This window comes from Lentibacter sp. (genome assembly GCF_965657785.1).
Taxonomy (GTDB): domain Bacteria; phylum Pseudomonadota; class Alphaproteobacteria; order Rhodobacterales; family Rhodobacteraceae; genus Lentibacter.
In genome coordinates this window covers 131,885-157,447 of record NZ_CBFHPP010000003.1, presented here as the reverse complement: position 1 = coordinate 157,447, position 25,563 = coordinate 131,885, and the positions used below count along the sequence as shown (strand labels likewise).

At 58.1% G+C, this 25,563-nt stretch carries 27 protein-coding genes and 2 tRNA genes; 13 read left to right on the top strand and 16 right to left on the bottom strand.

Annotated features, from left to right (window positions below):
• Positions 1-212 precede the first annotated feature (212 nt).
• Positions 213-1,763, top strand: a complete 1,551-nt coding sequence (locus ACTF58_RS03195) for a trimethylamine methyltransferase family protein (RefSeq protein WP_438990520.1) — start codon at positions 213-215, stop codon at positions 1,761-1,763.
• 113 nt (positions 1,764-1,876) lie between these two features.
• On the opposite strand, the gene ACTF58_RS03190 is transcribed toward ACTF58_RS03195, so the two are convergent.
• The 3 genes from ACTF58_RS03190 to ACTF58_RS03180 all read right to left on the bottom strand — a co-directional run bounded on the left by ACTF58_RS03190 (position 1,877) and on the right by ACTF58_RS03180 (position 3,983).
• Entirely contained in the window at positions 1,877-2,836 is a 960-nt protein-coding gene (locus ACTF58_RS03190; protein ID WP_438990519.1) for a DUF3179 domain-containing protein, read from the bottom strand.
• Positions 2,837-2,923: 87 nt separating this feature from the next.
• The gene (locus tag ACTF58_RS03185) at positions 2,924-3,484 is read right to left on the bottom strand and encodes a peptidylprolyl isomerase (RefSeq protein WP_438990518.1); all 561 of its coding nucleotides are present in this window, start codon (positions 3,482-3,484) and stop codon (positions 2,924-2,926) included.
• Positions 3,477-3,983, bottom strand: a complete 507-nt coding sequence (locus tag ACTF58_RS03180) for a peptidylprolyl isomerase (protein ID WP_438990517.1) — start codon at positions 3,981-3,983, stop codon at positions 3,477-3,479. Before ACTF58_RS03180 ends, ACTF58_RS03185 begins: the two co-directional genes overlap by 8 nt.
• Positions 3,984-4,162: 179 nt before the next feature.
• Here ACTF58_RS03180 and ACTF58_RS03175 point away from each other — a divergent pair, with 179 nt between their 5' ends.
• Positions 4,163-5,356, top strand: a complete 1,194-nt coding sequence (locus tag ACTF58_RS03175; RefSeq protein WP_438990516.1) for a phosphoglycerate kinase — start codon at positions 4,163-4,165, stop codon at positions 5,354-5,356.
• 223 nt (positions 5,357-5,579) lie between these two features.
• Here the strand turns inward: ACTF58_RS03175 and ACTF58_RS03170 are convergent, their stop codons facing one another.
• On the bottom strand, positions 5,580-6,023 hold the full coding sequence (locus ACTF58_RS03170) for a PaaI family thioesterase (protein WP_438990515.1): 444 nt from the start codon (positions 6,021-6,023) through the stop codon (positions 5,580-5,582).
• Between the two features lie 163 nt (positions 6,024-6,186).
• On the opposite strand from ACTF58_RS03170, the gene ACTF58_RS03165 reads away from it, so the two are divergent.
• From ACTF58_RS03165 to ACTF58_RS03150, 4 genes are all read left to right on the top strand, one after another.
• The gene (locus ACTF58_RS03165; RefSeq protein ID WP_438990514.1) at positions 6,187-6,486 is read left to right on the top strand and encodes an FtsB family cell division protein; all 300 of its coding nucleotides are present in this window, start codon (positions 6,187-6,189) and stop codon (positions 6,484-6,486) included.
• 591 nt (positions 6,487-7,077) lie between these two features.
• A complete protein-coding gene (gene pdhA, locus ACTF58_RS03160; RefSeq protein WP_438990513.1) occupies positions 7,078-8,088 on the top strand; it encodes a pyruvate dehydrogenase (acetyl-transferring) E1 component subunit alpha in 1,011 nt (336 codons plus the stop codon).
• Between the two features lie 14 nt (positions 8,089-8,102).
• The gene (locus ACTF58_RS03155; protein WP_438990512.1) at positions 8,103-9,488 is read left to right on the top strand and encodes a pyruvate dehydrogenase complex E1 component subunit beta; all 1,386 of its coding nucleotides are present in this window, start codon (positions 8,103-8,105) and stop codon (positions 9,486-9,488) included.
• 12 nt (positions 9,489-9,500) lie between these two features.
• Positions 9,501-10,799: a pyruvate dehydrogenase complex dihydrolipoamide acetyltransferase gene (locus tag ACTF58_RS03150; RefSeq protein ID WP_438990511.1), complete on the top strand. Its 1,299-nt coding sequence runs from the start codon at positions 9,501-9,503 to the stop codon at positions 10,797-10,799.
• A 210-nt stretch (positions 10,800-11,009) separates the two neighbouring features.
• Here ACTF58_RS03150 and ACTF58_RS03145 read toward each other — a convergent pair whose 3' ends face one another.
• The 4 genes from ACTF58_RS03145 to ACTF58_RS03130 form a co-directional block, all read right to left on the bottom strand.
• Positions 11,010-11,894: a glycosyltransferase family 2 protein gene (locus ACTF58_RS03145; RefSeq protein WP_438990510.1), complete on the bottom strand. Its 885-nt coding sequence runs from the start codon at positions 11,892-11,894 to the stop codon at positions 11,010-11,012.
• 63 nt (positions 11,895-11,957) lie between these two features.
• Positions 11,958-12,185 carry an RND transporter gene (locus ACTF58_RS03140; protein ID WP_438990509.1) on the bottom strand — a complete coding sequence of 76 codons (228 nt, stop codon included), beginning with the start codon at positions 12,183-12,185 and terminating at the stop codon, positions 11,958-11,960.
• Positions 12,186-12,210: 25 nt separating this feature from the next.
• Positions 12,211-12,287: transfer RNA gene (locus tag ACTF58_RS03135), tRNA-Asp, on the bottom strand.
• A gap of 34 nt (positions 12,288-12,321) precedes the next feature.
• A tRNA-Asp gene (locus ACTF58_RS03130) sits at positions 12,322-12,398 on the bottom strand.
• 343 nt (positions 12,399-12,741) lie between these two features.
• On the opposite strand from ACTF58_RS03130, the gene ACTF58_RS03125 reads away from it, so the two are divergent.
• Entirely contained in the window at positions 12,742-13,074 is a 333-nt protein-coding gene (locus tag ACTF58_RS03125) for a TfoX/Sxy family protein (RefSeq protein WP_438990508.1), read from the top strand.
• A gap of 1 nt (position 13,075) precedes the next feature.
• Here the strand turns inward: ACTF58_RS03125 and ndk are convergent, their stop codons facing one another.
• Positions 13,076-13,498, bottom strand: coding sequence for a nucleoside-diphosphate kinase (ndk, locus tag ACTF58_RS03120; RefSeq protein WP_089890430.1), 423 nt, complete (start codon positions 13,496-13,498; stop codon positions 13,076-13,078).
• An 80-nt stretch (positions 13,499-13,578) separates the two neighbouring features.
• Entirely contained in the window at positions 13,579-14,766 is a 1,188-nt protein-coding gene (locus ACTF58_RS03115) for a multidrug effflux MFS transporter (RefSeq protein ID WP_438990507.1), read from the bottom strand.
• 119 nt (positions 14,767-14,885) lie between these two features.
• On the opposite strand from ACTF58_RS03115, the gene ACTF58_RS03110 reads away from it, so the two are divergent.
• The 6 genes from ACTF58_RS03110 to rpmE all read left to right on the top strand — a co-directional run bounded on the left by ACTF58_RS03110 (position 14,886) and on the right by rpmE (position 19,607).
• Complete coding sequence (locus ACTF58_RS03110) at positions 14,886-16,736, top strand: ABC-F family ATP-binding cassette domain-containing protein (RefSeq protein ID WP_438990506.1); 1,851 nt, start codon at positions 14,886-14,888, stop codon at positions 16,734-16,736.
• A complete protein-coding gene (locus tag ACTF58_RS03105) occupies positions 16,733-17,362 on the top strand; it encodes a MarC family protein (protein WP_438990505.1) in 630 nt (209 codons plus the stop codon). The genes ACTF58_RS03110 and ACTF58_RS03105 overlap by 4 nt, the downstream gene beginning before the upstream one ends.
• An 87-nt stretch (positions 17,363-17,449) precedes the next feature.
• Positions 17,450-17,941 (top strand): retropepsin-like aspartic protease family protein, encoded by a 492-nt coding sequence (locus tag ACTF58_RS03100; protein WP_438990504.1) that lies wholly within the window; start codon positions 17,450-17,452, stop codon positions 17,939-17,941.
• A 9-nt stretch (positions 17,942-17,950) separates the two neighbouring features.
• Positions 17,951-18,760, top strand: a complete 810-nt coding sequence (trmD, locus tag ACTF58_RS03095) for a tRNA (guanosine(37)-N1)-methyltransferase TrmD (RefSeq protein WP_438990503.1) — start codon at positions 17,951-17,953, stop codon at positions 18,758-18,760.
• Positions 18,761-18,993: 233 nt separating this feature from the next.
• Positions 18,994-19,371: a 50S ribosomal protein L19 gene (gene rplS / locus ACTF58_RS03090; RefSeq protein WP_438990502.1), complete on the top strand. Its 378-nt coding sequence runs from the start codon at positions 18,994-18,996 to the stop codon at positions 19,369-19,371.
• A gap of 14 nt (positions 19,372-19,385) precedes the next feature.
• Positions 19,386-19,607: a 50S ribosomal protein L31 gene (gene rpmE, locus ACTF58_RS03085; RefSeq protein ID WP_438990501.1), complete on the top strand. Its 222-nt coding sequence runs from the start codon at positions 19,386-19,388 to the stop codon at positions 19,605-19,607.
• Positions 19,608-19,759: 152 nt separating this feature from the next.
• Here rpmE and ACTF58_RS03080 read toward each other — a convergent pair whose 3' ends face one another.
• From ACTF58_RS03080 to ACTF58_RS03055, 6 genes are read right to left on the bottom strand one after another with little or no spacing between them, the layout of a single operon-like run.
• On the bottom strand, positions 19,760-21,067 hold the full coding sequence (locus tag ACTF58_RS03080) for a TRAP transporter large permease (protein ID WP_438990500.1): 1,308 nt from the start codon (positions 21,065-21,067) through the stop codon (positions 19,760-19,762).
• On the bottom strand, positions 21,067-21,567 hold the full coding sequence (locus tag ACTF58_RS03075; protein ID WP_438990499.1) for a TRAP transporter small permease: 501 nt from the start codon (positions 21,565-21,567) through the stop codon (positions 21,067-21,069). The genes ACTF58_RS03080 and ACTF58_RS03075 overlap by 1 nt, the downstream gene beginning before the upstream one ends.
• Before the next feature lie 57 nt (positions 21,568-21,624).
• Positions 21,625-22,638 carry a TRAP transporter substrate-binding protein DctP gene (dctP, locus tag ACTF58_RS03070; RefSeq protein ID WP_438990498.1) on the bottom strand — a complete coding sequence of 338 codons (1,014 nt, stop codon included), beginning with the start codon at positions 22,636-22,638 and terminating at the stop codon, positions 21,625-21,627.
• Between the two features lie 59 nt (positions 22,639-22,697).
• Entirely contained in the window at positions 22,698-23,309 is a 612-nt protein-coding gene (gene leuD, locus ACTF58_RS03065) for a 3-isopropylmalate dehydratase small subunit (protein ID WP_438990497.1), read from the bottom strand.
• Positions 23,309-24,712: a 3-isopropylmalate dehydratase large subunit gene (leuC, locus tag ACTF58_RS03060; protein WP_438990496.1), complete on the bottom strand. Its 1,404-nt coding sequence runs from the start codon at positions 24,710-24,712 to the stop codon at positions 23,309-23,311. Before leuC ends, leuD begins: the two co-directional genes overlap by 1 nt.
• Entirely contained in the window at positions 24,712-25,512 is an 801-nt protein-coding gene (locus ACTF58_RS03055) for a GntR family transcriptional regulator (RefSeq protein WP_438990495.1), read from the bottom strand. The genes leuC and ACTF58_RS03055 overlap by 1 nt, the downstream gene beginning before the upstream one ends.
• Positions 25,513-25,563 lie beyond the last annotated feature (51 nt).

The window sequence follows — 25,563 nt, the reverse complement described above, 5'->3', positions numbered from 1 at the left end:
CAGAATGTCGCACTCAAGACAGAATCGCCTCTGCGAAAACGCCCTACTCAAGTCATAGACCTTGAAAGGCGCGCCATGCAGGCTCCGTTTTGCACTATCTCTCTTGTTGTTCGCACCATTGGTGCAGAGCGTGGCCGCGCGGCCCGTGGCGGCCCGTTTCGCGTTTGATCCTATCCTCAAACCCGCAACACCCCGTCCAAAGGACCGCTCCCATGACTGATCAAACACCCATCAAAACATCCGCCCGCTCTGGTGGCCGCAACGCCCGCCGCGCCGCCCGTGCCGCGCCGCTGGATGCCGCAACGCGCCCCATTCGCGCGGGTATGGAAGGTGGCCGCTACAAGCCCCTGACAGATGCCGATGTGCTCAAAATCCACGAGGCCGCCCTTGAGGCGCTCGAAACCATCGGCCTCTGCGATGCGCCCCCCTCTGGCGTCGAAATTCTCACAGGCGCAGGTGCAATCCTCGGCGCGGACGGGCGCATCCGCTTCCCCCGCGCCCTTGTCGAAGATATGCTCGCCAAAGCCGCCACCTCGATCACCCTCTTTGGCCGCGACCCCGCCCATGACCTCAAGCTTGAGGGCGCACGTGTCCACTACGGCACCGCAGGTGCCGCCGTGAATATGGTCGAACCCGACGGGCGCAGCTACCGCCACAGCACCGTGCAAGACCTGCACGACGCCGCGCGGATCGCCCATGAGCTTGACAATGTCCACTTCATCCAGCGCCCCATGGTCTGCCGCGACATCACCGACAACCGCGAGATGGACCTCAACACCATCTACGCCTGCTGCGCTGGCTCAACCAAACACATCGGAACCTCTTTCACAGAGCCATCCTTCGTGCCCGACGCGCTTGAGATGCTGCACATGATCGCAGGCGGCGAAAGCAACTGGCGCGCGCGCCCCTTCCTGAGCAACTCAAACTGCTTCGTCGTCCCGCCCATGAAATTCGCCACCGAAGCCTGCGAAGTCATGGAAGCCTGTATCAGAGGCGGTATGCCCGTGCTGCTCCTCTCCGCTGGCATGGCGGGGGCCACAGCGCCCAGCACCATCGCAGGCGCGATTGTCCAAGCCACAGCCGAATGCCTCGCCGGCATCGTCTATGTCAACGCCATCGCCCCCGGCCACCCGGCCATTTTCGGCACATGGCCCTTCGGCCTTGATCTGCGCACAGGCGCAATGACCGTTGGCTCAGGCGAGCAAGCGCTGCTTTCGGCAGGTTGCGCCCAGATGCACAAGTTCTACGGCCTCCCCGGCGGCGCCGCAGGCGGCGCAAGCGACAGCAAACTGCCTGATATGCAGGCAGGCTGGGAGCAGATGTGCTCCAACGTCATGACTGGCCTCGCAGGCTGCAACATGGTCTATGAGGCCGCAGGAATGCACGCCTCCCTGCTCGGCTTCTGCCATGAAAGCCTCATTCTCGCCGATGATCTCATAGGCCAGGCCCAGCGCTGCGTGCGCGGCATCGAAGTCGATGACACCACCCTCGCGCTGGATCAAATGCGCGAAGTCTGCCTCGGCGGCCCGGGCCACTACCTCGGCACAGACGGAACCCTCTCAAGGATGCAAACCGACCATGTCTACCCGACATTGGGCGACAGAACCTCGCCCAAGGAGTGGGTCGAAAAAGACAAGCCAGACCTCGTGGAAAAAGCCACCGCGCGCAAACACGAGATCCTGTCGCGCCGCGCCAGCTCTGCCTTTGACCCCGCCACAGACGCCGCCCTGCGCGCCCGTTTCAACATCCACCTAAGCGTCTAACCCTTTCTTTTTGCTAAAAATATCCCAGGGGGTGCGGGGGACTGGTCCCCCGCTTTTTCTGTGGTGCGGGGGACAGATCCCCCGCCTCTTTTGGCGCGTCTGGTGCGCAATCCCTACTCCCCCAGCATCCATGCGCCCTTAGGCCAGAAGGCATGATAAGCAAAGGCAAACATCACATCATGCGCCAGATCTTGCCCTGAAGCGTCCCGCACCCGCACCATGCCCACATCGCGCCCCGCCGCCAGCGTGGTGCTGTCCAAGGCCGAGGCCTTGCCCGCGCGCCAGCTGATCACAACCCCCGCCTCGCGCAGCTCTCCCGCCTCCGCCAGCCTGTCCATGGGCCAAGCCCGCTCCCCCACACGCACCACACGCATCAGAGGATGTATCCCATGCGGCGGGGTCTCACCCGAATAGAGAAACGGCCGCGCGGCGCTGTCATAGCCCACATAGGGGTTCTGCCCATAAGGCCGCCGATGCTCAGGCTCCGCCATAACAAGCCCCTCGGGGTTGCGCGCGCGAAAGCTCTCCCAGCTTTCCATCCAGCTTGGCAGCGTGCCAAGCTCAACCCCCGTCATCTCGCCAACAATGCCAAGGCCCGTCGCCTGCTGCCACCAGCTCTCGCTCTCACGGTCATACATCACCATATCAGAGGCGCGCAGCTTCCCCGTCACCCCAAGCGTGAGCACCTGCCCGCCCACGCGACGATCAAAGCTCACCGCCGAGTTACACAGCGGGCAAAACGTCACCGCAACAGGCACACCAGCAATCTCGTCATTCACAATTTCGTGCCACATGAGATAGCGCAGCGGATAGGCCCGCGCCTCGCCCGACAGCTCCAGCGCGATCACAGCCTCCCGCGCACCCAGCCCCGTCTTCGCCGCAACCGTCACAAACTCGGGATCACTGAGCGCAGGGATACCGTCCCTGCCAGGCCCCCCCGACATGATCTCAACCCAGTTTTCAACGCTCGTCTTTGAAAAGTCGGTCTTGGGCCACGCGTGCTTCCAAAAGCTCGGGTCCGCCGCCGCCGCCGCGCCCCAAAGCGCAAACACTGTAATATAAAGAAATCTCATAGCAGCCTCCCGATCTGTCACAGAAAGCTTGCGCGATGGGGCGGCTCTTGCCTAGCCGCCCCACGCAAAGGTGATCACCGCGTCATATCACTCGGTGACAGTCACGCTCTTCATATAATCAGGCGCCCCCAACACAGCGCCATTGCGCCCTGTGCCCAGCTTGATCTGATCCAGCACATCAAGCCCTTCCGTCACACGGCCCACAACGGTATATTGCCCGTTAAGCGAAGGATACTCGGTGAACATGATGAAAAACTGGCTGTTGGCCGAGTTCGGATTGGCCGAACGGGCCATCCCGACGACACCACGCTCATAAGGAATGTCGGAAAACTCCGCAGGCAGATCCGCGCGGTCCGAGCCGCCCGTTCCCGCCATGGCCATATTGCCACCCTCCATCTTGCCATTCACAACATCCCCCGTCTGCGCCATGAAGCCCTCAATCACGCGGTGAAACGCCACCCCGTCATATTGGCCTTCTGCCGCGAGCGCAGCAATCTGCTCCACGTGCTTGGGGGCAACATCCTCCAGCAAATCGATCAGGATCACGCCATTGGCCTCGCCCGCAACCTCGACTTTGAGGCCGGTGGCAAAGGCAGGGCTGGCGGCCAAAAACGCGGCCGCCACACTTACATAGCCAAACTTACGCATCGGCCGCCACTTTCACCGAGATCATCCGATCCGGATTCACCGGCGGCTCGCCACGCTCGATTTTGTCCACGTGCTCCATACCGCTCGTGACCTGGCCATAGACAGTGTATTGACCGTTGAGGAAATCATTGTCTTTAAAGTTGATGAAAAACTGGCTGTTGGCCGAGTTCGGATTGGCCGAGCGCGCCGCACCAATGCTGCCACGGGCGTGCGGGATGCGGCCAAATTCTGCAGGCAGATCAGGCAGATCAGAGCCACCCGTGCCCGCGCGGCCGGGGTTGTAATCAACTTCCATATTGGCGTGCTCCACATCGCCTGTCTGGGCCATAAAGCCGTCAATCACACGGTGAAACGCCACGTTGTCATATTTGCCAGCGCGCGCCAGCTCTTTCATGCGCTCACAATGCGCAGGCGCAATATCTGGCATCAGCTCGATGACAACCGTGCCATCCTTCAGCTCGATCAAGATTGTGTTTTCGGGGTCTTTATAGTCGGCCATCAGGCGCTCCTTACTGGATCTGGTCAAAATGATTGGAGAGATACCTAAGCTCCAAAGCGCCGCTCGGCAAGCCCGCCCGCGCCCAAAGACGATGCCACGACGATGCCACGCTTGACGCGCGCCGCCAATCGCGCGAAACCCCACTCCAAACAGGCATAAGACACAGCAAGGAGCACAGCATGGGCTGGATGACACTGGACGATCTCGATCTCAAGGGCAAACGCGTGCTCACACGGGTTGATATCAACGTCCCCGTCCAGAACGGCCTCGTCTCGGACGCCACCCGCATCGAGCGCATTGTGCCCACAGTCGAGACGATCCTTGCCAAAGGCGGCACGCCCTTGCTCGTGGCGCATTTCGGCCGCCCCAAAGGCAAATCCGTGCTCGATCTCAGCCTGCGGGTCGTGTTGCCCGCGCTCGAAAAAGCGCTGGGGCGCAAAGTGTCTTTCGTCGAGACGCTGGAGGCCGCCGAAAACCTCCCCGAAGAGGCCCGCGCCGCCGAAGTGATCCTGATCGAAAACATCCGCTTTCACGCGGGCGAAGAGGCCAATGACCCCGCCTTTGCGGCGCGCCTCGCAGGCCTCGCTGATGTCTATTGCAATGATGCCTTCTCCGCCGCCCACCGCGCCCATGCCTCCACAGAGGGTGTCGCGCGCCTCTTGCCTTCTTGCGCAGGCCGCCTCATGCAGGCCGAGCTGACAGCACTTGAAAGCGCCCTCGCCAAGCCCAAACGCCCCGTCGGCGCGGTTGTGGGCGGTGCTAAAGTCAGCACCAAGCTCGACCTTCTGTCAAACCTCGTGGAAAAACTCGATGTGCTGATCATCGGCGGCGGCATGGCCAATACCTTCCTTATGGCCGAAGGCGCCGCACTTGGCGCCTCTCTGGTCGAAGCCGATATGCTCGACACCGCCCGCGAGATCATGGAAAAAGCCAAAACCACAGGCTGCACGATCATTCTGCCACAAGACGGTGCCGTCGCGCGCGCCTTCAAAGCAGGCGCGCCCTTTGAAACGCTCCCGCTTGGCCCCGAAACACGGCTGGACAGCGACCAGATGGTCCTTGACGCAGGCACAGCCTCTACAGCCGCGATCCTGACCGCCTTTGAAAGCTTGAAAACCCTGATCTGGAACGGCCCCCTCGGTGCCTTTGAAATCGCCCCCTTTGACACCGCCACACTGGCCGCCGCCCAAAAAGCCGCCGCCCTCACCCGCAACGACGCGCTCGTCACAGTGGCCGGCGGCGGCGATACCGTCGCCGCCCTCAACGCCGCAGGCGTGGCGGATGATTTCAGCTATATCTCCACAGCCGGCGGCGCTTTTCTGGAATGGATGGAAGGCAAAACCCTCCCTGGCGTCGCCGCCCTCGGCGGTTAACCCCCGCCTTTTCTACCCCCCTTCCACTCAACACGCGCTTCCACGCCCCCTTTTTCGCACCCCTCCTTTTTCTTTCTAAAAATATCCCAGGGGGTGCGGGGGACTGGTCCCCCGCCTGTCCTGCGGTGCGGGGGACTGGTCCCCCGACTGATCTGTGGTGCGGGGCAAGGTGACCCGCCTGTCCTGCAGCGCGGGGCCCTGCTCCCCCACTTGCCCTAAAGCCTCACCCGCTCACGCCCTCACGCCCGCTCACAACCATCATACTCCCCGTCAGCCGTGCCACCTCCACAGCCTCCTCCCCCTCCAGCCCGTAAGCCACCGCCTCGGCAAAACAGACCGAGCGCCCCGCCTTCAGCACCCGCCCGTGAAAGCGAAACCGCGCCGCCTTGGCCACCCGCATCAGCGAGCTCTTCAACTCGATCGTCAAGACACCGGCCGCCTCAGGCATCACAGACAGCGCCGCAAACCCCGCCGCCGAATCCAGCACAGTCGTAATCGCCCCCGCGTGCAAAAACCCGTGCTGCTGGGTGAAATCTGCCGCAAAGGGCATCTCAAACACAACCTCCCCCGCGCCCACCGACACAATCTCGACGCCAAGCGTCGACATCATCGCCTGTCGCGCAAAGCTCGCACGCACCCGCGCCTCATAATCGCCATAGGTCTGCATCCAAGCCTCCACCAAACCATTTGTGGCAATAAGGACTCGCAACCACATGAAAGCCAACGAAAACCCCGCGTCACAGCTTCCATTTCCCCGCGCCCTGTGCCAAAGTCTATCCAGCCCGACAGAGGCCACACGACAAAAGCGCAACCGCGCAATGAGGCAGACAATGACATCCCGCAAAACGCCCGCCCTCGGGCCATTGGTATTTTTCGCAGTTGCTTTCAGTTTGACGCTTTATTTTACCTTCGCCGCCATTCAGGGCGACTACGGTCTCTTCCGCCATGCCGAAATCATGGCCGAGCAAAAAACCCTCGCCCGCGAGTTGGCCTCCCTAGAGGCCCGTGTCGCGCGGATGGAAAACCTCACCACCCGCCTCTCTGACGACTACCTCGATCTTGACCTCCTCTCCGAACGCGCCCGCGACATCCTCGGCTACGTGCGCGCCGACGAAATCGTCATCCGCTAGGCCAACTGCCGCGCAGCCCGCCGCCCCGAGCAACTCATCGCTCCAGCGCTAGATAGCCGCGCCTGCCCGTCTGACATCAACACGCGCCCAAGATCCGAGTGTTGCCCAATGTCATACCGCCTCCCCGCGCCCCAGAGCGCCGCGCCGCACGCGCGCCGTCTGCATTTGATCGCCGTTGATGTCGCACCTGCCAAGTCTCAGAAAAACTGCACCTGCCAGATCGGCCTTGCGTTGGCTGCGCCCGATAGCAACCTCACACCCCAAGAGGTCCTCATCGCCCCCCAGATCCTCCTTCCACACCTCCACTCCCAATTCAGCCTCAGCCTCGCCCCCACCCCAGATCCTCCAACCGCCGCCCGCCTTTCTTTTTGCCCGAAATATCCCGGGGGGTCTGGGGGGCTGGCCCCCCAGCTAAACTGCGGTCTGGGGGGCTGGCCCCTAGCTAAAGCCCGCCTGCCCACCTCACCCCGCCGTCTGGCAAAACGCCGCCCTCAATCCGCCTGCGTCAAAATAAATCTCGCCACGCAAGATAATTTCGTGTAACAAATGGTTTAACGCTAAACTATCTGTTTACGAAAGGGGCGTACGCCTATGGCCACCCGCAAAACCAAAGCCAAATCAAACACTTCGGCAGAAGAGCTGAAAGCCTATTACCACGATATGCTTCTGATCCGCCGATTCGAGGAAAAAGCAGGTCAGCTCTATGGCATGGGCCTGATTGGCGGCTTCTGCCATCTCTACATCGGCCAGGAGGCCGTTGTGGTCGGGCTTGAGGCCTCTGCCAAAGAGGGCGACAAGCGCCTCACCTCTTACCGCGATCACGGCCATATGCTCGCCTGCGGCATGGATCCAAACGGCGTTATGGCCGAGTTGACTGGCCGCGAGGGCGGCTATTCCAAGGGCAAAGGCGGCTCGATGCATATGTTCTCCGCCGAGAAGCACTTCTACGGCGGCCACGGCATTGTTGCGGCACAAGTGCCGCTCGGGGCGGGTCTTGCCTTTTCCGACCAGTATAAAGGCAATGACAACGTCACCTTTACCTACTTTGGCGACGGTGCCGCCAACCAAGGTCAGGTCTATGAAACCTTCAACATGGCCGCGCTTTGGAAGCTGCCTGTCGTGTTTGTGATCGAAAACAACCAATACGCCATGGGCACCTCCCAGCAGCGCTCGACCTCCTCCCCCGACATCCACACCCGCGGCGTCGCCTTTGGCATTCCCGGTGAGGCCGTTGACGGCATGGATGTTCTGGCCGTGAAAGACGCGGGCGAAAAGGCCGTCGCGCACTGCCGCGCTGGCAAAGGCCCCTATATTCTCGAGATGATGACCTATCGCTATCGCGGTCACTCCATGTCGGATCCCGCCAAATACCGCACCCGCGAAGAAGTCCAGAAAATCCGCGAGAAATCGGACTGTATCGAGCACATCCGCGAGATGCTGATCACAGGCAAACACGCCAGCGAGGATGAGCTCAAAGAGATCGACAAAGAGATCAAGGCCGTGGTCAACGCCTCTGCCGACTTCGCCAAAGAAAGCCCCGAGCCCGATTTGAGCGAGCTTTGGACCGATATTTACGCCGCCGAAATTCCACAAGACGCCTGAGGGAGACACATACAATGGCCATCGAAATTCTCATGCCCGCCCTCTCGCCCACCATGGAAGAGGGCACGCTCGCCAAATGGCTGGTGAAAGAAGGCGATACCGTCCAATCGGGCGATATTCTTGCCGAAATCGAAACCGACAAAGCCACGATGGAGTTTGAAGCCGTCGACGAAGGCGTCATCGGCAAACTCCTGATTGCCGAGGGCACAGAAGGCGTCAAAGTGAACACCCCGATCGCCCTCATTGGCGAAGAGGGCGAAGACATGAGCGCCGCGCCTGTGGCTGCGGCTGCGGCTGCGGCCCCCGCCGCCGAAGCGCCTGCCGCCCCTGCCGCTGCTGCACCCGTCGCTGCCAAAGCCGCCGCGCCTGAAGCTGCGCCTGTGGCCAATCTCGCGCCCGACTGGCCCGAAGGCACAGAACTCAAGCAGCAAACCGTCCGCGAAGCCCTGCGGGACGGGATGTCTGAAGAGATGCGCCGTGACGACACAGTGTTTTTGATGGGCGAAGAAGTCGCCGAATACCAAGGTGCTTACAAAATTTCCCAAGGGATGCTCGAAGAGTTCGGCCCCCGACGCGTCATAGATACGCCGATCACAGAGCACGGCTTTGCCGGGATCGGTGTCGGCGCAGCCTTTGGTGGCCTCAAGCCGATTGTCGAGTTCATGACGTTTAACTTCGCCATGCAAGCCATTGATCATATTATAAATTCTGCCGCCAAGACACTCTATATGTCCGGCGGTCAGATGGGCGCGCCTATGGTCTTCCGTGGCCCCAACGGCGCCGCCGCCCGCGTTGGTGCGCAGCACTCACAGGACTATGCCGCATGGTATGCGCAGATCCCGGGCCTCAAGGTCGTCATGCCCTACTCGGCCTCTGACTATAAAGGCCTCATGAAAACCGCGATCCGCGATCCCAACCCTGTGATCTTCCTTGAAAACGAGATCCTCTATGGCAAATCCTTTGATGTGCCGGTCATGGATGACTTCACAGTTCCGTTTGGCAAAGCCCGCATCTGGCGCGAAGGCACAGACGTCACAATCGTCTCCTTCGGCATCGGCATGACCTACGCGCTGGAAGCCGCCGAAAAGCTCGCCGAAGAGGGCATCTCAGCCGAAGTGATTGATCTGCGCACCCTGCGCCCGATTGATTATGACACAGTCATCGCCTCGGTGATGAAAACCAACCGCTGCGTCACCGTCGAAGAAGGCTGGCCTGTCGCCTCCATGGGCAACCACCTCGCCGCAACCATCATGACCCGCGCGTTTGATTATCTCGACGCGCCCGTCTTGAGCTGCACAGGCAAGGACGTTCCCATGCCCTATGCTGCCAATCTTGAAAAACACGCGCTGGTGACAACCGATGAGGTCGTCGCCACCGTCAAACAAGTCACCTACCGCTAAGGGAGCGCGATCATGCCAATAGAAATCCTCATGCCCGCCCTCTCTCCCACCATGGAAGAAGGCACGCTCGCCAAATGGCTCGTCAAAGAAGGCGATACCGTCGCCTCGGGCGATCTTCTCGCCGAGATTGAGACAGACAAAGCGACAATGGAGTTTGAAGCCGTCGACGAAGGCGTCATCGGCAAGCTCATGGTTGCTGAAGGCACAGAGGCCGTAAAGGTCAACACGGTCATAGCCGTTCTGCTCGAAGACGGCGAAAGCGCCTCGGATATGGGCGCAAGCCCTGCCCCCAAAGCCGCCGCCGCACCAGCCGCTCCAGCCGAGGCCACACCCGCACCCCAAGCCGCCGCCAGCGTGCCAGCCCCCGCCGCGCCTCAAAAAGACGGCACGCGCATCTTCGCCTCCCCCCTCGCGCGCCGGATCGCCGCTGACAAGGGCCTTGATCTGGCCACTGTCACAGGCTCAGGCCCCAAAGGCCGGATCGTGAAAGCCGATGTGATGGACGCACAGCCAAGTGCCGCGCCAGCGCCACAAGCCGCCGCGTCCGCCGCCGCCGCCGCGCCCGCCGCCATGCCCTCAAGCCCAAGCGCCGATATGGTCGCCCGCGCCTATGAGGGCCGCGAGTATGAAGAAATCAGCCTCAACGGGATGCGCAAGACCATTGCCGCCCGCCTCACCGAAGCCAAGCAAACCGTGCCGCACTTCTACCTGCGCCGCGACATCAAGCTTGATGCGCTTCTCAGCTTCCGCGCCCAGCTCAACACACAGCTTGAGGCCCGTGGCGTGAAACTCTCGGTCAACGACTTCATCATCAAGGCCACAGCCCTCGCGCTGCAAGCCGTGCCCACGGCCAATGCCGTCTGGGCGGGCGACCGTGTGCTTCAGATGAAAGCCTCAGATGTCGCCGTGGCCGTCGCCATCGAAGGCGGCCTCTTTACACCTGTCTTGCAAGACGCCGAGATGAAGTCGCTCTCTACGCTCTCCACCGAGATGAAAGACCTCGCCGCCCGCGCGCGCGACCGCAAGCTTGCGCCGCACGAATACCTTGGAGGCAGCTTCGCCATCTCCAATCTTGGGATGATGGGCATCGACAACTTCGACGCCATCGTCAATCCGCCCCACGCAGGCATTCTGGCCGTTGGCGCGGGTGTGAAAAAGCCCGTTGTGGGCGACGATGGTCAAGTCACAGTCGCGACAGTCATGTCCGTGACAATGTCGGTCGATCACCGCGTGATTGACGGCGCGCTTGGGGCCGAACTCCTCAAGCATATCGTCGACAACCTCGAAAATCCGATGGCAATGCTCGCCTAAGCGCAAAAGGGCCTCAAAGATTAACAAACGCCGCGCAAAGGTTCTCAGACCGTGCGCGGCGTTTACGTTTGGGCTTTTCGCAAAAACGCTGTTTTGGCGGTGCACACATGGTGCACGGGATGTGCACACATATCACCCCCCTAGAATCACCCAGCTCTGTCAAAAGTTAACGCAGCCCTACGCTGCGCCTTAACGGCACACGACCCCGCCTCAAAACAGCCCGACAAACCGCTCGGGCAGCTTGAACTGAAGCTCATATTGCGGACGGTCAAATTGATAAAAGCCGGTGTCGCCACGTGGCTCAAAACTCTCGATCATAACCTTCCGATAAGCGCGGGTGTCAAAGCCCTCCTGAAGCGCATAGCCCCCAATCCGCTCAAATGTCTCGCGGTCCTCCCCGCGCGCATCCGCAAACCAATGCCCGCCAATCGAGGTCCGTTTTTTGCCCAGCCCGATCTCTTCGGTGACTGCATTGCGACGGTCCATCGCGCGGCTGTATTCGGCAAAGTCGCAATATTTGAGATGAAAGAGGTAAAGCCCCTCAGGCGAATTGATCTGGTCATACTGGGTATAATGCCCGCCACGGGCGATTTTGACCCCCGTCGAGAGGATACAGGGCTTGGAGTAATAGGGCGCAAGCCTGACATAAGAGCGCGGCCCGAGGACATTGTTTTCAATCGGTTTTTCCTCAAGATCAATCCTGTGGATGACCTCAAGCCCAAGCGGTGTGATGACTTGGCGCAGCTTTTGCTTTCTGAGCCAGTCTGGCAGGCGTCCAAGATCGGGATCAAGCACCACAAGCTCGTCCACATCCCCCACGATCACGTGGTCATAATAGGCGTTCAGCCCCTGCACGATGTTGTTGAGAAGCCGCCAGCGCTTCATATCAAAGTTTTTGTGGTGGTATCCGGGAATGCCGATAATGTTGCAGCCCTTGGCCATTTCAGCAACTTCGGGCGTATGGCCATGGTTGACGATATAGCAGTTTTCCCGCCCCAGCATCTCGCCGTAATAGGCCAGCCAAATCTTCAGATAAAAAAGGTCGTCGCGCAGCATGGTTACGGCTGCGATATTATGGGAATTCGTGTCACTCATTACTCTGCTCGCTCTGTTTTTGGGCGTCTTCTTCAGACTATCCGCTGGCGCAGAAAATGAGAATCAATTTTTTGAGCGCGAGGCATATTCCACAAGCTTTGCCACGAGCAGCAGCCAAGGCGCGCCATGCATCAAAAGATCAAAGATATCAACAGGAGCGCTGAGCGCGCCCGCAGCGAGAAGCTTCAGCTTCTCCCAGATGTGAGGCTCGGGAAAGAAGGGCGCCAGCCCCAATGTGAGGGCCAAAAGAAGCGAAATCGGCCATGAAATATGTTTCAAAGCCTTTCGCATCGTCTGATCCTTACAAGGAAGAAAGTGGCGCGGTTGACGGGGCTCGAACCCGCGACCCCCGGCGTGACAGGCCGGTACTCTAACCAACTGAGCTACAACCGCGCATCAGCAACGGGGCATCCTAACGTGTGCAGTGTGGCGCGGTTGACGGGGCTCGAACCCGCGACCCCCGGCGTGACAGGCCGGTACTCTAACCAACTGAGCTACAACCGCTCACTGCAACACTTCGGATGCTCCAAAGCGTGAGGGAGGTCATATGCGCACCCCCTCCCCGCGTCAAGCGTTCAAACCCCCTCTTTTCGCAAAAATTGTGCCTCACAGGTCACGGCCCGCAGCGTTTCACAGTTTCGCCTTATTTTGGCCGGTTGTTTGACGCAAAATTTTTTTGAAATTTATTTTCAAACTCTGCAAAAAGGAGGTTTTTATGCCAAAATCGCAAAAACCGCGCCCAAGCCCGAAACAAACCCGAAATCAGCCTCCCGCGAAGCCTCCAGTCATAACCGATTACGCCTCACTTTAAGATGACCTCTGGCCGCATTTGAGATAGCCTCAACGCATGAAAACGCCGCTTTCAACCCTGCGCAATATCGGCCCCGCCATGGAGCTTTCGCTCCAGAATGCGGGGGTTTCTTCGGTCGAGGCGTTTCAGACCATGGGCGCAGACGCTGCCTATGCGCGGCTTCTCGAAGCTGGCGCGCGGCCTCATTTTATCGTCTATTATGTGCTGCATATGGCCCTGCAAGGGCGGCCATGGAACGACTGTAAAGGCAAGGAAAAACAAGAGCTTCGCAAGCGTTTTGACGCTTTGAAAGCCACCGGACATGACAAGGGCCGCACTCGGCTTGAGGCGGCCCTTGATGCAATCGGGGTGGTGGAGAGGAAAGGCTAGTTTAGCCGACCAGCTCAAGACCCGAGAAGAAGAATGCGATTTCTTCTGCGGCTGTTTCTGGTGCGTCCGAGCCGTGAACCGAGTTCTCACCTATTGAAAGAGCAAACTCCTTACGGATCGTGCCTTCGGCGGCATCGGCAGGGTTTGTTGCGCCCATAACTTCACGGTTCTTGGCAATCGCATCTTCGCCTTCCAGAACCTGAACCACGATCGGTTCCGAAATCATAAATTCACAAAGCTCCCCAAAGAACGGACGCTCCGAGTGCACACCATAAAACTGCTGTGCTTGCGCCAGTGTCAGCTGGATGCGCTTTGATGCAACAATACGCAGGCCAGCGGCCTCGAATTTGGCCGCAATCTGGCCTGTAAGGTTACGCTTTGTTGCGTCTGGTTTGATGATTGAGAATGTGCGTTGAATGGCCATGTGCTTAAGGCTCCTATTGCTTTGCTAGGTGTTGATTTGGCGCTCTGCTATCACGCTGCATCCACTTTGAAAAGCGAATGTTAAACCCGCTCGAGCCGTCCGATCCAGAGCACGGCCAGAAGCCCCAACCCCGAGCTTGCGGCCATCAGCCCAAGGAGAACATATGCCCCAAGCGGGCCACCCGCGAGCGCACCTGTGAGCGCTGTTGCGCCTGCGCCGCCCAGAATGGTGATCGCGCCAGACAGCCCCGAGGCGCTCCCTGCCAGCCGTGGATTGACCGACATCACCCCTGCATTGGCGGCAGGCAAAGTCAGCCCGTTGCCCAGACCAACAAAGAGTGCCCCCGCAAACATCACCCAGAAATTCATAGCGCCAAGCGCCATGATACAAATAACAGCCAATGGCCCGAACGTCGCCGAGAGCCGCCCCCACAACATAAGCCTGAGCATCGAAACACGCCCCGACAGCCGCCCTGTCAGGAAATTTCCAAGCATGAAGCCTGCCGAGATCGAGCCAATGCCAATACCAAGCTGTGAGGGCGTCAGCCCGAAAAGCCCCTCGCCGACAAGGGCCGCCCCTCCGAGAAAAGCATAAAACCCGCCAACAGAACCAATAAGACAAAGGCAATAGGCCCAAAAAATATGGCTCCTAAAGAGTTCTGGATAAGAGCGGAACTGGGCCGTGAAGCTTGCAGACGGCGCAAGATTTGTCTCGGCCAGATCGCGCCATGACAGAGCCAGCATAAGCACGCCCATCAGCGCATAGGCCATAAAGTTGGATCGCCAACCAAATGTTTCGCCCAGAAAGCCGCCAAGCACAGGCCCCATCAAGGGTGCAAGCGCCATAGCGGTGCCGATCACTCCCAAGAGCCGCGCCGCTTCTTCGGGCGGTGCAATATCGCGCACAACAGCACGGCTCAGAACCATACCTGAAATCACCGCACCCTGTAGCATCCGAAACGCCAGAAAAAGCATGACATCATTTGCAAAATAACACCCCAGAGACGCGAGCGCGAAAACCGCCATTCCGACAAGGATAACAGGCCTTCGCCCATAGATATCCGACAAGGGACCAATGATCAGCTGAAGTCCGGAAGACACAACCATATATCCGCCCACCGCAACCGAGATAACAGCATAGCTTACGTCAAAACTTGCGGCCATCTGCGCCAGTGAGGGCAGGAACATATTGAGCGACAAGACAGAGAGCGCGGTCAGAAGAATGAGCGTGATCAGCTTGGGTCGGCGCGGGCCAGAGGCAGAGGGCATGGTTTGTTAACCTGTGTTCTAATGCACAAGCGTTACGCCCCTTTTGATCCTCTCACAAGCCTTGTGGTCATGCTGTTTCAGCACTGGCAAGGCGCGCGAAGCTCTGCTAAGCCGCCCAAATGCTCAAGCTTGAAAACATATCATACTCCGTCGCAGGCCGAAACCTTATCGAGGACGCCTCAGTCTCCATTCCGACAGGCCATAAAGTTGGCCTCGTGGGGCGCAACGGCACTGGCAAAACCACGCTGTTCCGCGTGATCCGAGGTGAAATGCCTCTGGATACAGGCTCCTTTAGTTTGCCCTCCCGTGCCCGCATTGGCGGCGTGGCCCAAGAAGTGCCAGGCAATGAGGTATCTTTGCTCAACACCGTGCTGGCCGCCGATAAGGAGCGCGCAGAGCTTCTTGCCGACACCAGCACCGATCCTGCTCGCATTGCAGAGGTCCAGACGCGCCTCGCCGATATTGACGCATGGAGCGCTGAAGCCCGCGCCTCGACGATCCTGCGTGGCCTTGGCTTTACAGCCGATGAGATGCACCAGCCCTGTTCTGCTTTTTCAGGCGGCTGGCGGATGCGCGTCGCATTGGCGGCGGTTCTCTTCTCTGAGCCAGACCTTTTGCTGCTCGATGAGCCGACGAACTATCTCGACCTTGAAGGCGCGCTTTGGCTTGAGAGCTATCTGGCGAAATATCCTCATACCGTCCTGATCGTCAGCCACGACCGTGGCCTGCTCAACCGAGCGGTTGGGGCAATCTTGCACTTGGAAGACAAAAAGCTCACGCTCTATCAAGGCAATTACGATACATTTGCCGAGACGCGCGCCGCACGTCTTGCTGTTGCCGCCTCCGAAAACCGCAAGATCGAAGCCCGCAAGGCCCATCTTCAAAGCTTTGTGGACCGTTTCCGCGCAAAGGCCTCAAAAGCCGTTCAGGCGCAATCGCGTATCAAGGCCATTGCCAAGCTCAAGCCGATCACAACCCCGGAGGAAGCGGCGCTCAAGCGCTTTACCTTCCCGTCGCCTGAAGAACTCTCTCCGCCCATTATCCGCGTTGAAGGCGGCTCGGTTGGCTATGATGGCAAGGCGATCCTCTCCCATCTTGATCTCAGGATAGATCAGGACGACCGCATCGCCCTTCTGGGGCGTAACGGCGAAGGCAAATCAACGCTCTCCAAGCTCCTGTCAGGTCGGTTGGCGCTTATGAAGGGGCAAATGGTCACCTCCTCAAAACTGCGCGTTGGCTTCTTTGCGCAGCATCAGGTCGATGAGCTCTTTATTGACGAAACCCCGATCGATCACATCCGCCGACTGCGCCCCTCCGAGACGCCTGCGCGCCTGCGTGCGCGGCTGGGGGGCTTCGGCATTGGTGCCGAACAAGCCGAAACGCTTGTTGGCAAGCTCTCGGGCGGACAAAAAGCACGGCTCTCGCTGATGCTGGCGACGATTGATGCCCCGCATCTGTTGATCCTTGATGAACCGACCAACCACCTTGATATCGAAAGCCGTGAAGCCCTTGTCGAGGCGCTCACAGCCTATACAGGCGCCGTGATCCTCGTCAGCCACGATATGCACCTCTTGAGCCTTGTTGCCGACCGTCTCTGGCTCGTCAAAGACGGAGCCGTGAAGCCCTATGACAGCGATCTGGAACATTATCGTGCTCTCCTGCTTGGCGCGCCTGAAAAAAAATCAGACAAAAAGGTTGAAGCGCAAAAAACGCCAAAGCCCAAACGCGCGCCGCGTTTGTCTGTTCTGGAGCTGCGCGCCGAAGTCCGCAAATGCGAAGAGCGCGTTGAAAAGCTTGAGCGAATGCGCGCCCGTATGGACGAGATGCTGGCCGATCCAACGCTTTACTCCGAGCGCAAACACGCCGTTCCCGAGCTTCAGCGCAAAGATGGCGAACTGAAAGTCGCGCTCAAACGTGCCGAAGCGCTCTGGGAGGGCGCACTCGCCAAGCTTGAGGCCGCAGAGGCATGATCACATCCGCCTTTGTCATCACCGCATTTGCAACGCTTTTTGTGATCATTGACCCGATCGCTCTCACCCCGATCTTCGCGACGATCACCCAAGGCATCCCAACGCCCGAGCGCCGCAGGATCGCGCTAAGAGCCTGTCTTGTTTCGTTCTTCATTCTCGCCGCGTTTTCCTTTTTTGGCGAAGCCTTGATGCATTTTATCGGTATATCCATGCCTGCCTTCCGCGTCGCAGGCGGCATTCTTCTGTTTCTGACAGCGCTTGAAATGCTGTTTGAACGGCGCACCAAGCGGCGTGAAGACCAAGCAAGCGATGAGCCTGATCCAAGTCACGATCCCTCGGTCTTTCCGCTGGCCGTGCCCCTGCTCGCAGGCCCTGGTGCGATTGCGTCCGTGATCCTATTGGCAGGTCAAGCCCCCGGACTCGCAGGCACATTTGCCGTCATCGGAATTGTCGCCGTGGTGCTCTTTGTGGTGTTTTTATCGCTTCAGGCTTCAGCCCTGCTCGAACGCGCCTTGGGCAAGACAGGTATTAATGTCGCAACACGCCTTCTGGGTATGCTCTTGGCGGCACTTGCGGTCCAATTTGTGCTTGATGGGCTGCGCGCCTTCGGTTTTGCGGGCGGTTGAGCAGTGGACCTCTGGACTGGCCTTCTTATCCTCGCGCTCGTTCTGGTGGCCCTCGTTGTCTGGCGCGTGTGGCCGAAGCGACAGCACATGACACCCCTTGGGCAAGAAATGCTGCGTTGGGTGATGGTGATTGCGATTGCGCTGGGCGTTTATAGCTTTGGTGACCGTCTCATATCTCCCTTTCGCAACACCCAAAGCGTTGACGCCTCCCTTGGCGTGATAGAATTACCGCGGGAAGCCAACGGGCATTACTATCTCACGGCACAGATCAACGGCGTTCAGATCCGCTTTGTCGTTGATACGGGAGCGACAGGTATAGTCCTGAGCCAATCAGATGCCACCCGCGCAGGCCTCAGCCCCGATCAGCTTGCGTATATTCATACCGCCAACACAGCCAACGGCACAGTCCGTATTGCGCCTGTGGTCCTTGAAACCTTTGATGTTGACGGGCTTCAGGACCAAAATCTGCGCGCCTATGTCAACGAGGGAGAGCTTGAAGGCTCTCTTCTCGGGATGAGCTACCTCAGACGATATGAGAAGATCATTATCACCCGTGACATACTTCGGCTTGAACGCTAAGGCTTTGCCATGACTGATACCGACAAACACACCCATAAATCGCATGGCCGCAAAACCCTGCGCCCCTCCTTCAAGCCACGCGCCTTGATGGAAGACGAACAGCTCGCAAACACATGGACGGCACAAGTTATCACGCTGTTTCCCGATAGTTTTCCGGGCGTCTTGGGCCAGAGCCTCACAGGCAAAGCGCTTAAAGACGGGCTTTGGCAGCTTGATGCGATCGACTTGCGCCCCTTCGGGATTGGCAAACACCGCAACGTAGACGACACGCCTGCGGGTGGCGGCGCGGGCATGGTCTTGCGCGCCGATGTGGTCAGCGCAGCTATTGAAGCGGCCAAGCAACGTGCCCAAGTGCCCCTGCCCCTGATCTATCTCAGCCCGCGCGGTAAGCCGTTCACCCAGTCGATGGCAAAGAGCCTTGCGGCGGGGAAAGGTGTGACGTTGTTGTGTGGTCGCTTTGAAGGCGTCGATGAGCGGGTTTTGGAGCACTATGGCGTCCTTGAGGTGTCTATGGGCGATTATGTCCTCACAGGTGGCGAAATCGCGGCCCAAGCGCTTCTGGACGCCTCTGTGCGCCTGATCCCGGGGGTGCTTGGCAATGCAGATAGTGCAGAAGAGGAAAGCCACTCCAATGGCCTCCTTGAACATCCCCAATATACCAAACCCGCCGAATGGCAGGGACGTCACATTCCCGATGTGCTGATGTCAGGCCACCATGGCGAAATTGCCAAATGGCGCCAAGAAATGTCGAAAGCCCTCACCAAAGCCCGCCGCCCTGATATGTGGCAAGCTGCTTTGGCCGCAAAAACGACAGATTAGCCTTGATCTAAAGACCTATCGCACCTAGAAGGCACGAGTTCGGAATCACTTTTGTGGCTCGGGGCTGTTTGTGCTTTGCGTTTTCTTCGGCGCGGCTTTTTACACAAGCAAGATGACAAGCAATGTTGGACTGACTCCGGCGGGCGCAATATGCGGACCCGACAGAAGACACGGAGCGACAGGACGCGAGAAAACTTCGTGGATAAACCGCGAGCAAAATTAGGAGATGGTCAATGGACCTTCTAAGAGAAATCGAAGCCGAGCAAATCGCTCAGCTCGGGAAAAAAATTCCTGACTTCAAAGCAGGCGACACTATCCGCGTTGGCTTTAAAGTGACAGAAGGCGCGCGCACACGTGTCCAGAACTACGAAGGCGTTTGCATCAGCCGTAAAAACGGCAAAGGCATTGACGGCTCGTTCACCGTGCGCAAAATCAGCTTCGGCGAAGGTGTAGAGCGGGTTTTCCCACTCCACTCAACCAACATCGACGAGATCACAGTTGTGCGTCGCGGTCGTGTGCGTCGTGCCAAGCTCTACTATCTGCGGACACGTCGCGGCAAATCAGCCCGCATCGTCGAAGATACCAACTACAAGCCACGCGCAGAAGCGTAAGCGGGAGAGAGACCATGAAAAAAGATATCCACCCCGATTACCACTTCGTCGACGTCAAAATGACAGACGGCACGATCCTCAAGATGCGCTCCACATGGGGCAAGGAAGGCGATACGCTTTCCCTTGATATCGACCCGACAGTTCACCCAGCATGGACAGGCGGCAACTCGCGCCTTCTCGACGCTGGCGGACGCGTATCGAAGTTCAAAAAGAAATACGAAGGCCTCGGCTTCTAATCAGCCCCCAGGTCACAAAAACAAACGCCGCTCCTCTCGGGGCGGCGTTTTGCTTTGGAGGCTATTTTTGAAAATGCGGTGCCCCCATGATGCATCCGAGACGGGAAGCAAAGCTGTTCTGAACCCTCCACAAGTCGCGGGATTGTCCGAGTTCAAAGTGATGGCAGCCACAGGGCTAGCTGAGGAAAGGCAATCAGCAACACCACCAAAAACAAAGAACAGAAAATATATGGGAAGGCAGAGGTGTATATCTCTCGCATTGTCGTCCCCGGCGGGGACACCCCCTTCATCACGAACAATAGCAACCCGAAGGGTGGCGTTGTAAAACTGATCTCAAGAGAGAGAAGCATGATCAACGCAAACCAGATCGGATCAAATCCGAGCGTCTGGGCCAGCGGGAAAAAGATCGGCACAGTGAGCAGCATAATCGAGATCTGCTCCATGAACATCCCGAGTAGCAAGAGCACAGCAAACATCACCAGCAGCATGGCAAGGGGCGCTAGATCAAAGCTGGTGGCCCAGCTGACCAGCCCACGAGAGGCCCCCGAAAAGGCGAGAAGCTGACTGAAGGTTGCCGAGCCAAACACGATAAGATAGGCCATCAACGTTACCCGCAAAGCCCCGATGACAGACTTTTTCATTGCCTCCCACGTGAGACAACGAAACAGCGCCGCAAGGACAAGCACGCCCAAAACGCCAAAGGCCGCGGCTTCTGATGGGGTCACAACCCCCTGTATCATAAGAACAATGATAATGATCATCACGCTCACCATTGGGATTACCTCCCTGAGGAGCAGTCCGATTTTGGTGGCCAAGGAAAGATCTTCGACTTCATACGCAGGCGCAGCCGTCGGGTCGATCTTGGTCTGAATCCAGATCGTCGCAATATAAAATCCGGCCAGCACAAGGCCCGGGATCACACCCGCAAGGAGGAGCGCCGCCACATCAATCTGTGCCAGCGTCGCCAGAAGCACAGCCAAAGCAGAGGGTGGAATGATAATCGCAAGACCGCCCGTGCCGAGGATCGGGCCAATGCTCATATGGGATTTGTAGCCACGACGGCTCATCTCAGGGACCATAAGAGAGCCCAGAAGGGCCGTTGAGCCCATGGAGGAGCCAGACAGGGTTGAAAACGCTGTGCCTCCCAAAACCGTGACATAGCTTAGGCGACCTGGCAGACGGCCCAGCAGTTTATCAATCGCGGTAAACATCCGCCCGCCAAGTCCCGTATGGAAAAATATTTCTCCCATAAGCAGAAACAACGGGATCGGCATCAGTGCATATTTTGTCAGCGAGCCAAGGCCGTTGTTCAACAACTGGGTGATGCCCCGCTCTCCGCCCATAAAGATCCATGCGCCGATGATATTGGCCGCCAGAAAGGCCAGAGCAATCGGCATACCAACAGCCATCAGAAGCATGATTGTGCCCAATAGCAGGGCAAGTGCCTCAAACCATTCCATTATTCGTGTATCCCTGCTTCACCGCTGTGCATCAGCTCTGAGCCAAATACGAAGCGTGAAAATTCGATGGCCATCAGGCCAAATGAGAGCGGAAAAGCAATTGTGAGCAACCAGCGCGGAAAATAATAGGCGCGGGTGTCAAAATCACCTCGTTCAAGATTGGTCAAAACCAGCTCTATGCCTTTCCAAGTGAGAATAGCGCAAACCACAACGCAGGCCAAAGCGACAGCGCGGCTCAGTAATTGACGCGGCCCTTCCGACAACGCCGCCGTGAGCAGTTCGATATGAACGTGCCCTTTCTCACGCACAAGCCAGGGCGCACCCAACATGGTCATGTAGAGAAGGCCATATTCAGCCGAAGTGAAAAGCCATGCAAAAGGCTGAAGCCCAAAATTACGCATCACGACAGAGGCGATCACAGATAGCATAATCCAGACCAGCGTCAGGCCCGAAATAGTGGCCATTCCGTAGAGCAGCGTTTTATATGTGGTGTTGATCATGGCTCTTCTTTCAAGAAAACGCAGGCCCACCGCTAAGCGGCAGGCCTGCAAAAGCACTTATTTTGCTGCGTCAAGATCGTAGAACAGCTCAATCAAGCGATCATAGTTTCCGGTGCCGCCTGGCTGTCCGGCCATAACCTCTTTCATACGCTCCCACGTTTTCTCACGGGCCGCACCAAGGTAGTTGGCTTTGGCTTCACCTTGAAGCGAGATCACCTTCATGCCAGCCGCATCAAGCGCGGCAAAGTCTTCGTCCCGCTTGGCGCGCAAGGCTTCAACACTGTCTTTCTCATGCTGGATCGCGACATCCTGAAGGATTTTCTTGGCTTCATCAGACAGGGAGTTCCACTTTTCGTTGTTCACAATCACGCCGAGATCTGTCGAGAAGAAGCAAGGCTCGATGCGGTAGTTCAGGAATTCGTTCCACTTGAGATCAATCAAGCCAATCTGCGTCCAGCCTGTTGCGTCTACAACACCACGCTGGAGGGCGGAGTAAACTTCGCCTGTTGGCAAATCGATGACCTGCGCGCCAAGGTAGTTGGTGAAGAAGGCGTTATAAACGTTGTTGCCGCGCAGCTTGAGGCCGTCGACTTCAAGATTGCCAGCTGCATCAAACTTAGGCTCTTCACGTGTCCAGAGATTGTAGCACACACCACTGTCAAACCAGCCCAAATACTTCAGGCCCATTTTCTCTTGGTGGATCTGGTCAATAAGAGCAATGCCGCCATTGGCGCGCGTTTCAACTGCTGTCAGATTGGATGCCACCATGGCGTCTTTCTCTGGCAGAGCACCGCCATAAAACGAGCCAGGCGTATAGACCATATCAACGATCCCGTCGCGCACAGCATCAGGCTGTTGGAACATACCAATGGCTTCTGGCCCGCCGCGCACATCAATCTGGATGACGCCAGCGCCCGCTTCATTCACCTTATCAACAAAGCTCAAAAAGCTCTTGGTATAAATCAGAGTTTCAGGAAAGGCGTGAACCGCAGAGATTGTCTCTTCGGCTTTGAGCGTGCCCGCGACGAGCGTTGCCCCCGCAAGGAGGCTCCCCAGTAGTTTCATCTTCATCGTTTCTTTCTCCACTGTTTTGAGGCTTGCGCCCCCGTTTCCCGCGCTGATGGCGGTTTTCAATCCGCTCCGCTGGGCCAGGCCCAAGCGGTGGTTTGATGTCGAATGTTTTTGAACGCGGCAATGGCAACGCCATGATTGCGTGTAAGATCGATGTCGTCCCAACCGTTGATCAGTTTCAGCGCCCAACTGTCATCAAGCGCGAACTGCGCACCAATAGAGCCGAGCAGAAGACTCCGCGCGCCAATATCAATCACGATGTCTTGAGAGCGGCCCCCAAGCTTGTCAGCCAGCATCTCACAGCTTGCCTCGTCAATCTGAGCGGGCAACAGCCCGTTGTTCACAGCATTTGCAGCAAAAATATCGCCAAAACTTGGCGCAACCACTGCTCGGATGCCCGCATCAATAAGCGCATAGACCGCCGCCTCGCGCGAAGATCCGCTGCCAAAATTGCGACCTGCCACCAACACACTGGTTGCGTCATGCGCATTAAGCGGGAAATCAGCCTTCAAATCACCCGCTTCGTCTCGTCGCAGATCGTGCAATAGATAGGGGCCATAACCTTGCGCCCGCGGCACTGACATAAAACGCGCAGGGATCAATTGGTCAGTGTCTATATTGGCCTGCGGCAGGCTCACCGCCCTGCCCCTATGCGTGCTCCACCCTGCCATCAGATCTGCCCCTCAAGAAGTTTGCGCACATCAGTCAGCGTTCCCGTTATCGCAGCCGCGGCCACCATTGCAGGGCTCATCAGATGCGTGCGCGCACCGCGGCCTTGGCGGCCTTTGAAGTTGCGATTGGTTGAGGACGCACAGCGTTTTCCCTCGCCAACAAGATCACCATTCATCCCGACGCACATCGAACATCCAGAGGCGACCCAATCAAGGCCAGCCTCAGTGAATATCTGGTCAAGCCCTTCAGCCTCCGCCTGAGCTTTGACTTGCGCCGAACCCGGAGACACGAGACCAGGTATTTTTGCTTTGCGCCCCCTAAGAACCTGTGCCGCTGCGCGCAAGTCTTCGATCCGCCCATTGGTGCAAGAGCCGATAAACACCTGATCGACAACCGTGCCTTCAAGCGTCTGACCAGCCTTGAGCCCCATATACTCAAGCGCAGCACGGGCCGCTTCTGCTTTGGCAGGCGGCACATCAGACGCCTCAGGCAATGAGGCCGTTATTGGCAGCGCCTGTTCCGGACTTGTGCCCCAAGTTACAGTGGGCGCAATTTCGGAGGCATCCAGAGCCACCTCACGGTCAAACGCGGCGCCTTCGTCACCGGACAGCCCGCGCCAATCTGCGCAGGCGGTTTCCCAAGCCGCACCTTTTGGGGCAAAGCGGCGATCCTTGATATATGCGAAAGTTGTCTCATCAGGCGCGATGAGACCAAAGCGCGCACCGCCTTCTATCGATAGGTTGCACAGCGTCATACGGCCTTCCATCGAAAGACCTCTGATCGCAGCGCCCGCGTATTCCACTGCATGGCCCTGCGCCCCGTCGGTCCCAAGCTTTGCAATCCATGCCAAAGCAATATCTTTGGCCGAGACGCCTGGCCTCAAAGCCCCTTCGACGGTAATCCTCATGGATTTTGGCTTGCGCTGCCAGACCGTCTGGGTCGCAAGCACATGGGCGACTTCGGTCGCGCCAATGCCGAAGGCAAGAGCACCAAATGCACCATGGGTTGAGGTATGACTATCCCCACAATTGAGCAGCAATCCAGGCAGGGTCAGGCCCTCTTCTGGGCCGACCACATGAACGATACCTTGCCTTGGATCATCCAGATCATAGAGACGAATATTGTTTTCAGCCGCGTTCTCACGCAGCGTATTTATCATGCGTGATATCTCTGGATCAGCAATTTTTGAGCGCCCGCGTGTGGGCGCATAATGGTCGACGACAGCAAAGGTCAGATCAGGCTCAGCGACAGGCAACCGGCGTTCTTTGATTTTGGCAAAAGCATGATGCGAGCCTTCATGAACCAAATGACGGTCAACCCAAAGCAGCGAAACGCCATCTTCTCGCTGCACGACTTCGTGTGCAGCCCAAAGCTTGTCCAGCATGGTTTGCGGGATCGACATCACGTGCCTCCCTCATCCTGACCAATGGCAGGCTCCCAATGGCGCGTAGAGCCGTGGCCAACACGCGAGAGCGGCATTTCAAGCCGGAACATATCAGGCCGGTAAAGCCCCGCTAGATACTCGACACCAGCGCCATTCACATCCCGCACAACACGGCGCAAAGACAACAACGCAGAACCAACTTCGACCTCAAGCGCCTCGGCAACTTCAGGGCCAGCCAGAGTTGCGCTGACGGATTGGTGTGCTTCCTTTATCTTCACACCACTGCGCTCCAACAGCTGAAACAGTGGCGTCGTGGCTAGATCGTTCTCTGAATAATTCTGCGCAATCTGGGCTGGAACATAGGTCGTCAAATGAGAAAACGGAACATCCCCCGCAAACCTGACCCGCGTTGCTATCTGAACCTTTGTGTCCCGCTCAAATCCCATTGCAGAAGAAACAAAATCAGGGGCAGCGCTATACGAAAAAGACAATAGCCGCGCTGTCGTTTTTTGACCCATCTCGACAAGCTGCGGCATCAGAGTATTGAAATTCATCGCGGCGCGCTGGCCTGCTGCGGGGCGCGCCCGAACTCTTGTGCCACTGCCAGCACGGCGCTCAATCAGACCGCCTTGCGCCAGTGCTTCAAGCGCTCTACGCACTGTCACGCGGCTGACACCAAAGGCTTCCGCAAGCTTTTGCTCACCCGGCAATGTCTCGCCATCTCGCAAGTCGCCAGCAGTGATCTGGTCCCGCAAAGATAGGTAAACGCGACGCGCCTTGACCCCTTCTGGCAATATCTGAACAGCTTCAGCCCGCATCCATGATTCCCCAATTCTGCGTGGGTGAGCGTAGATGTGTTCCTTCCAAAA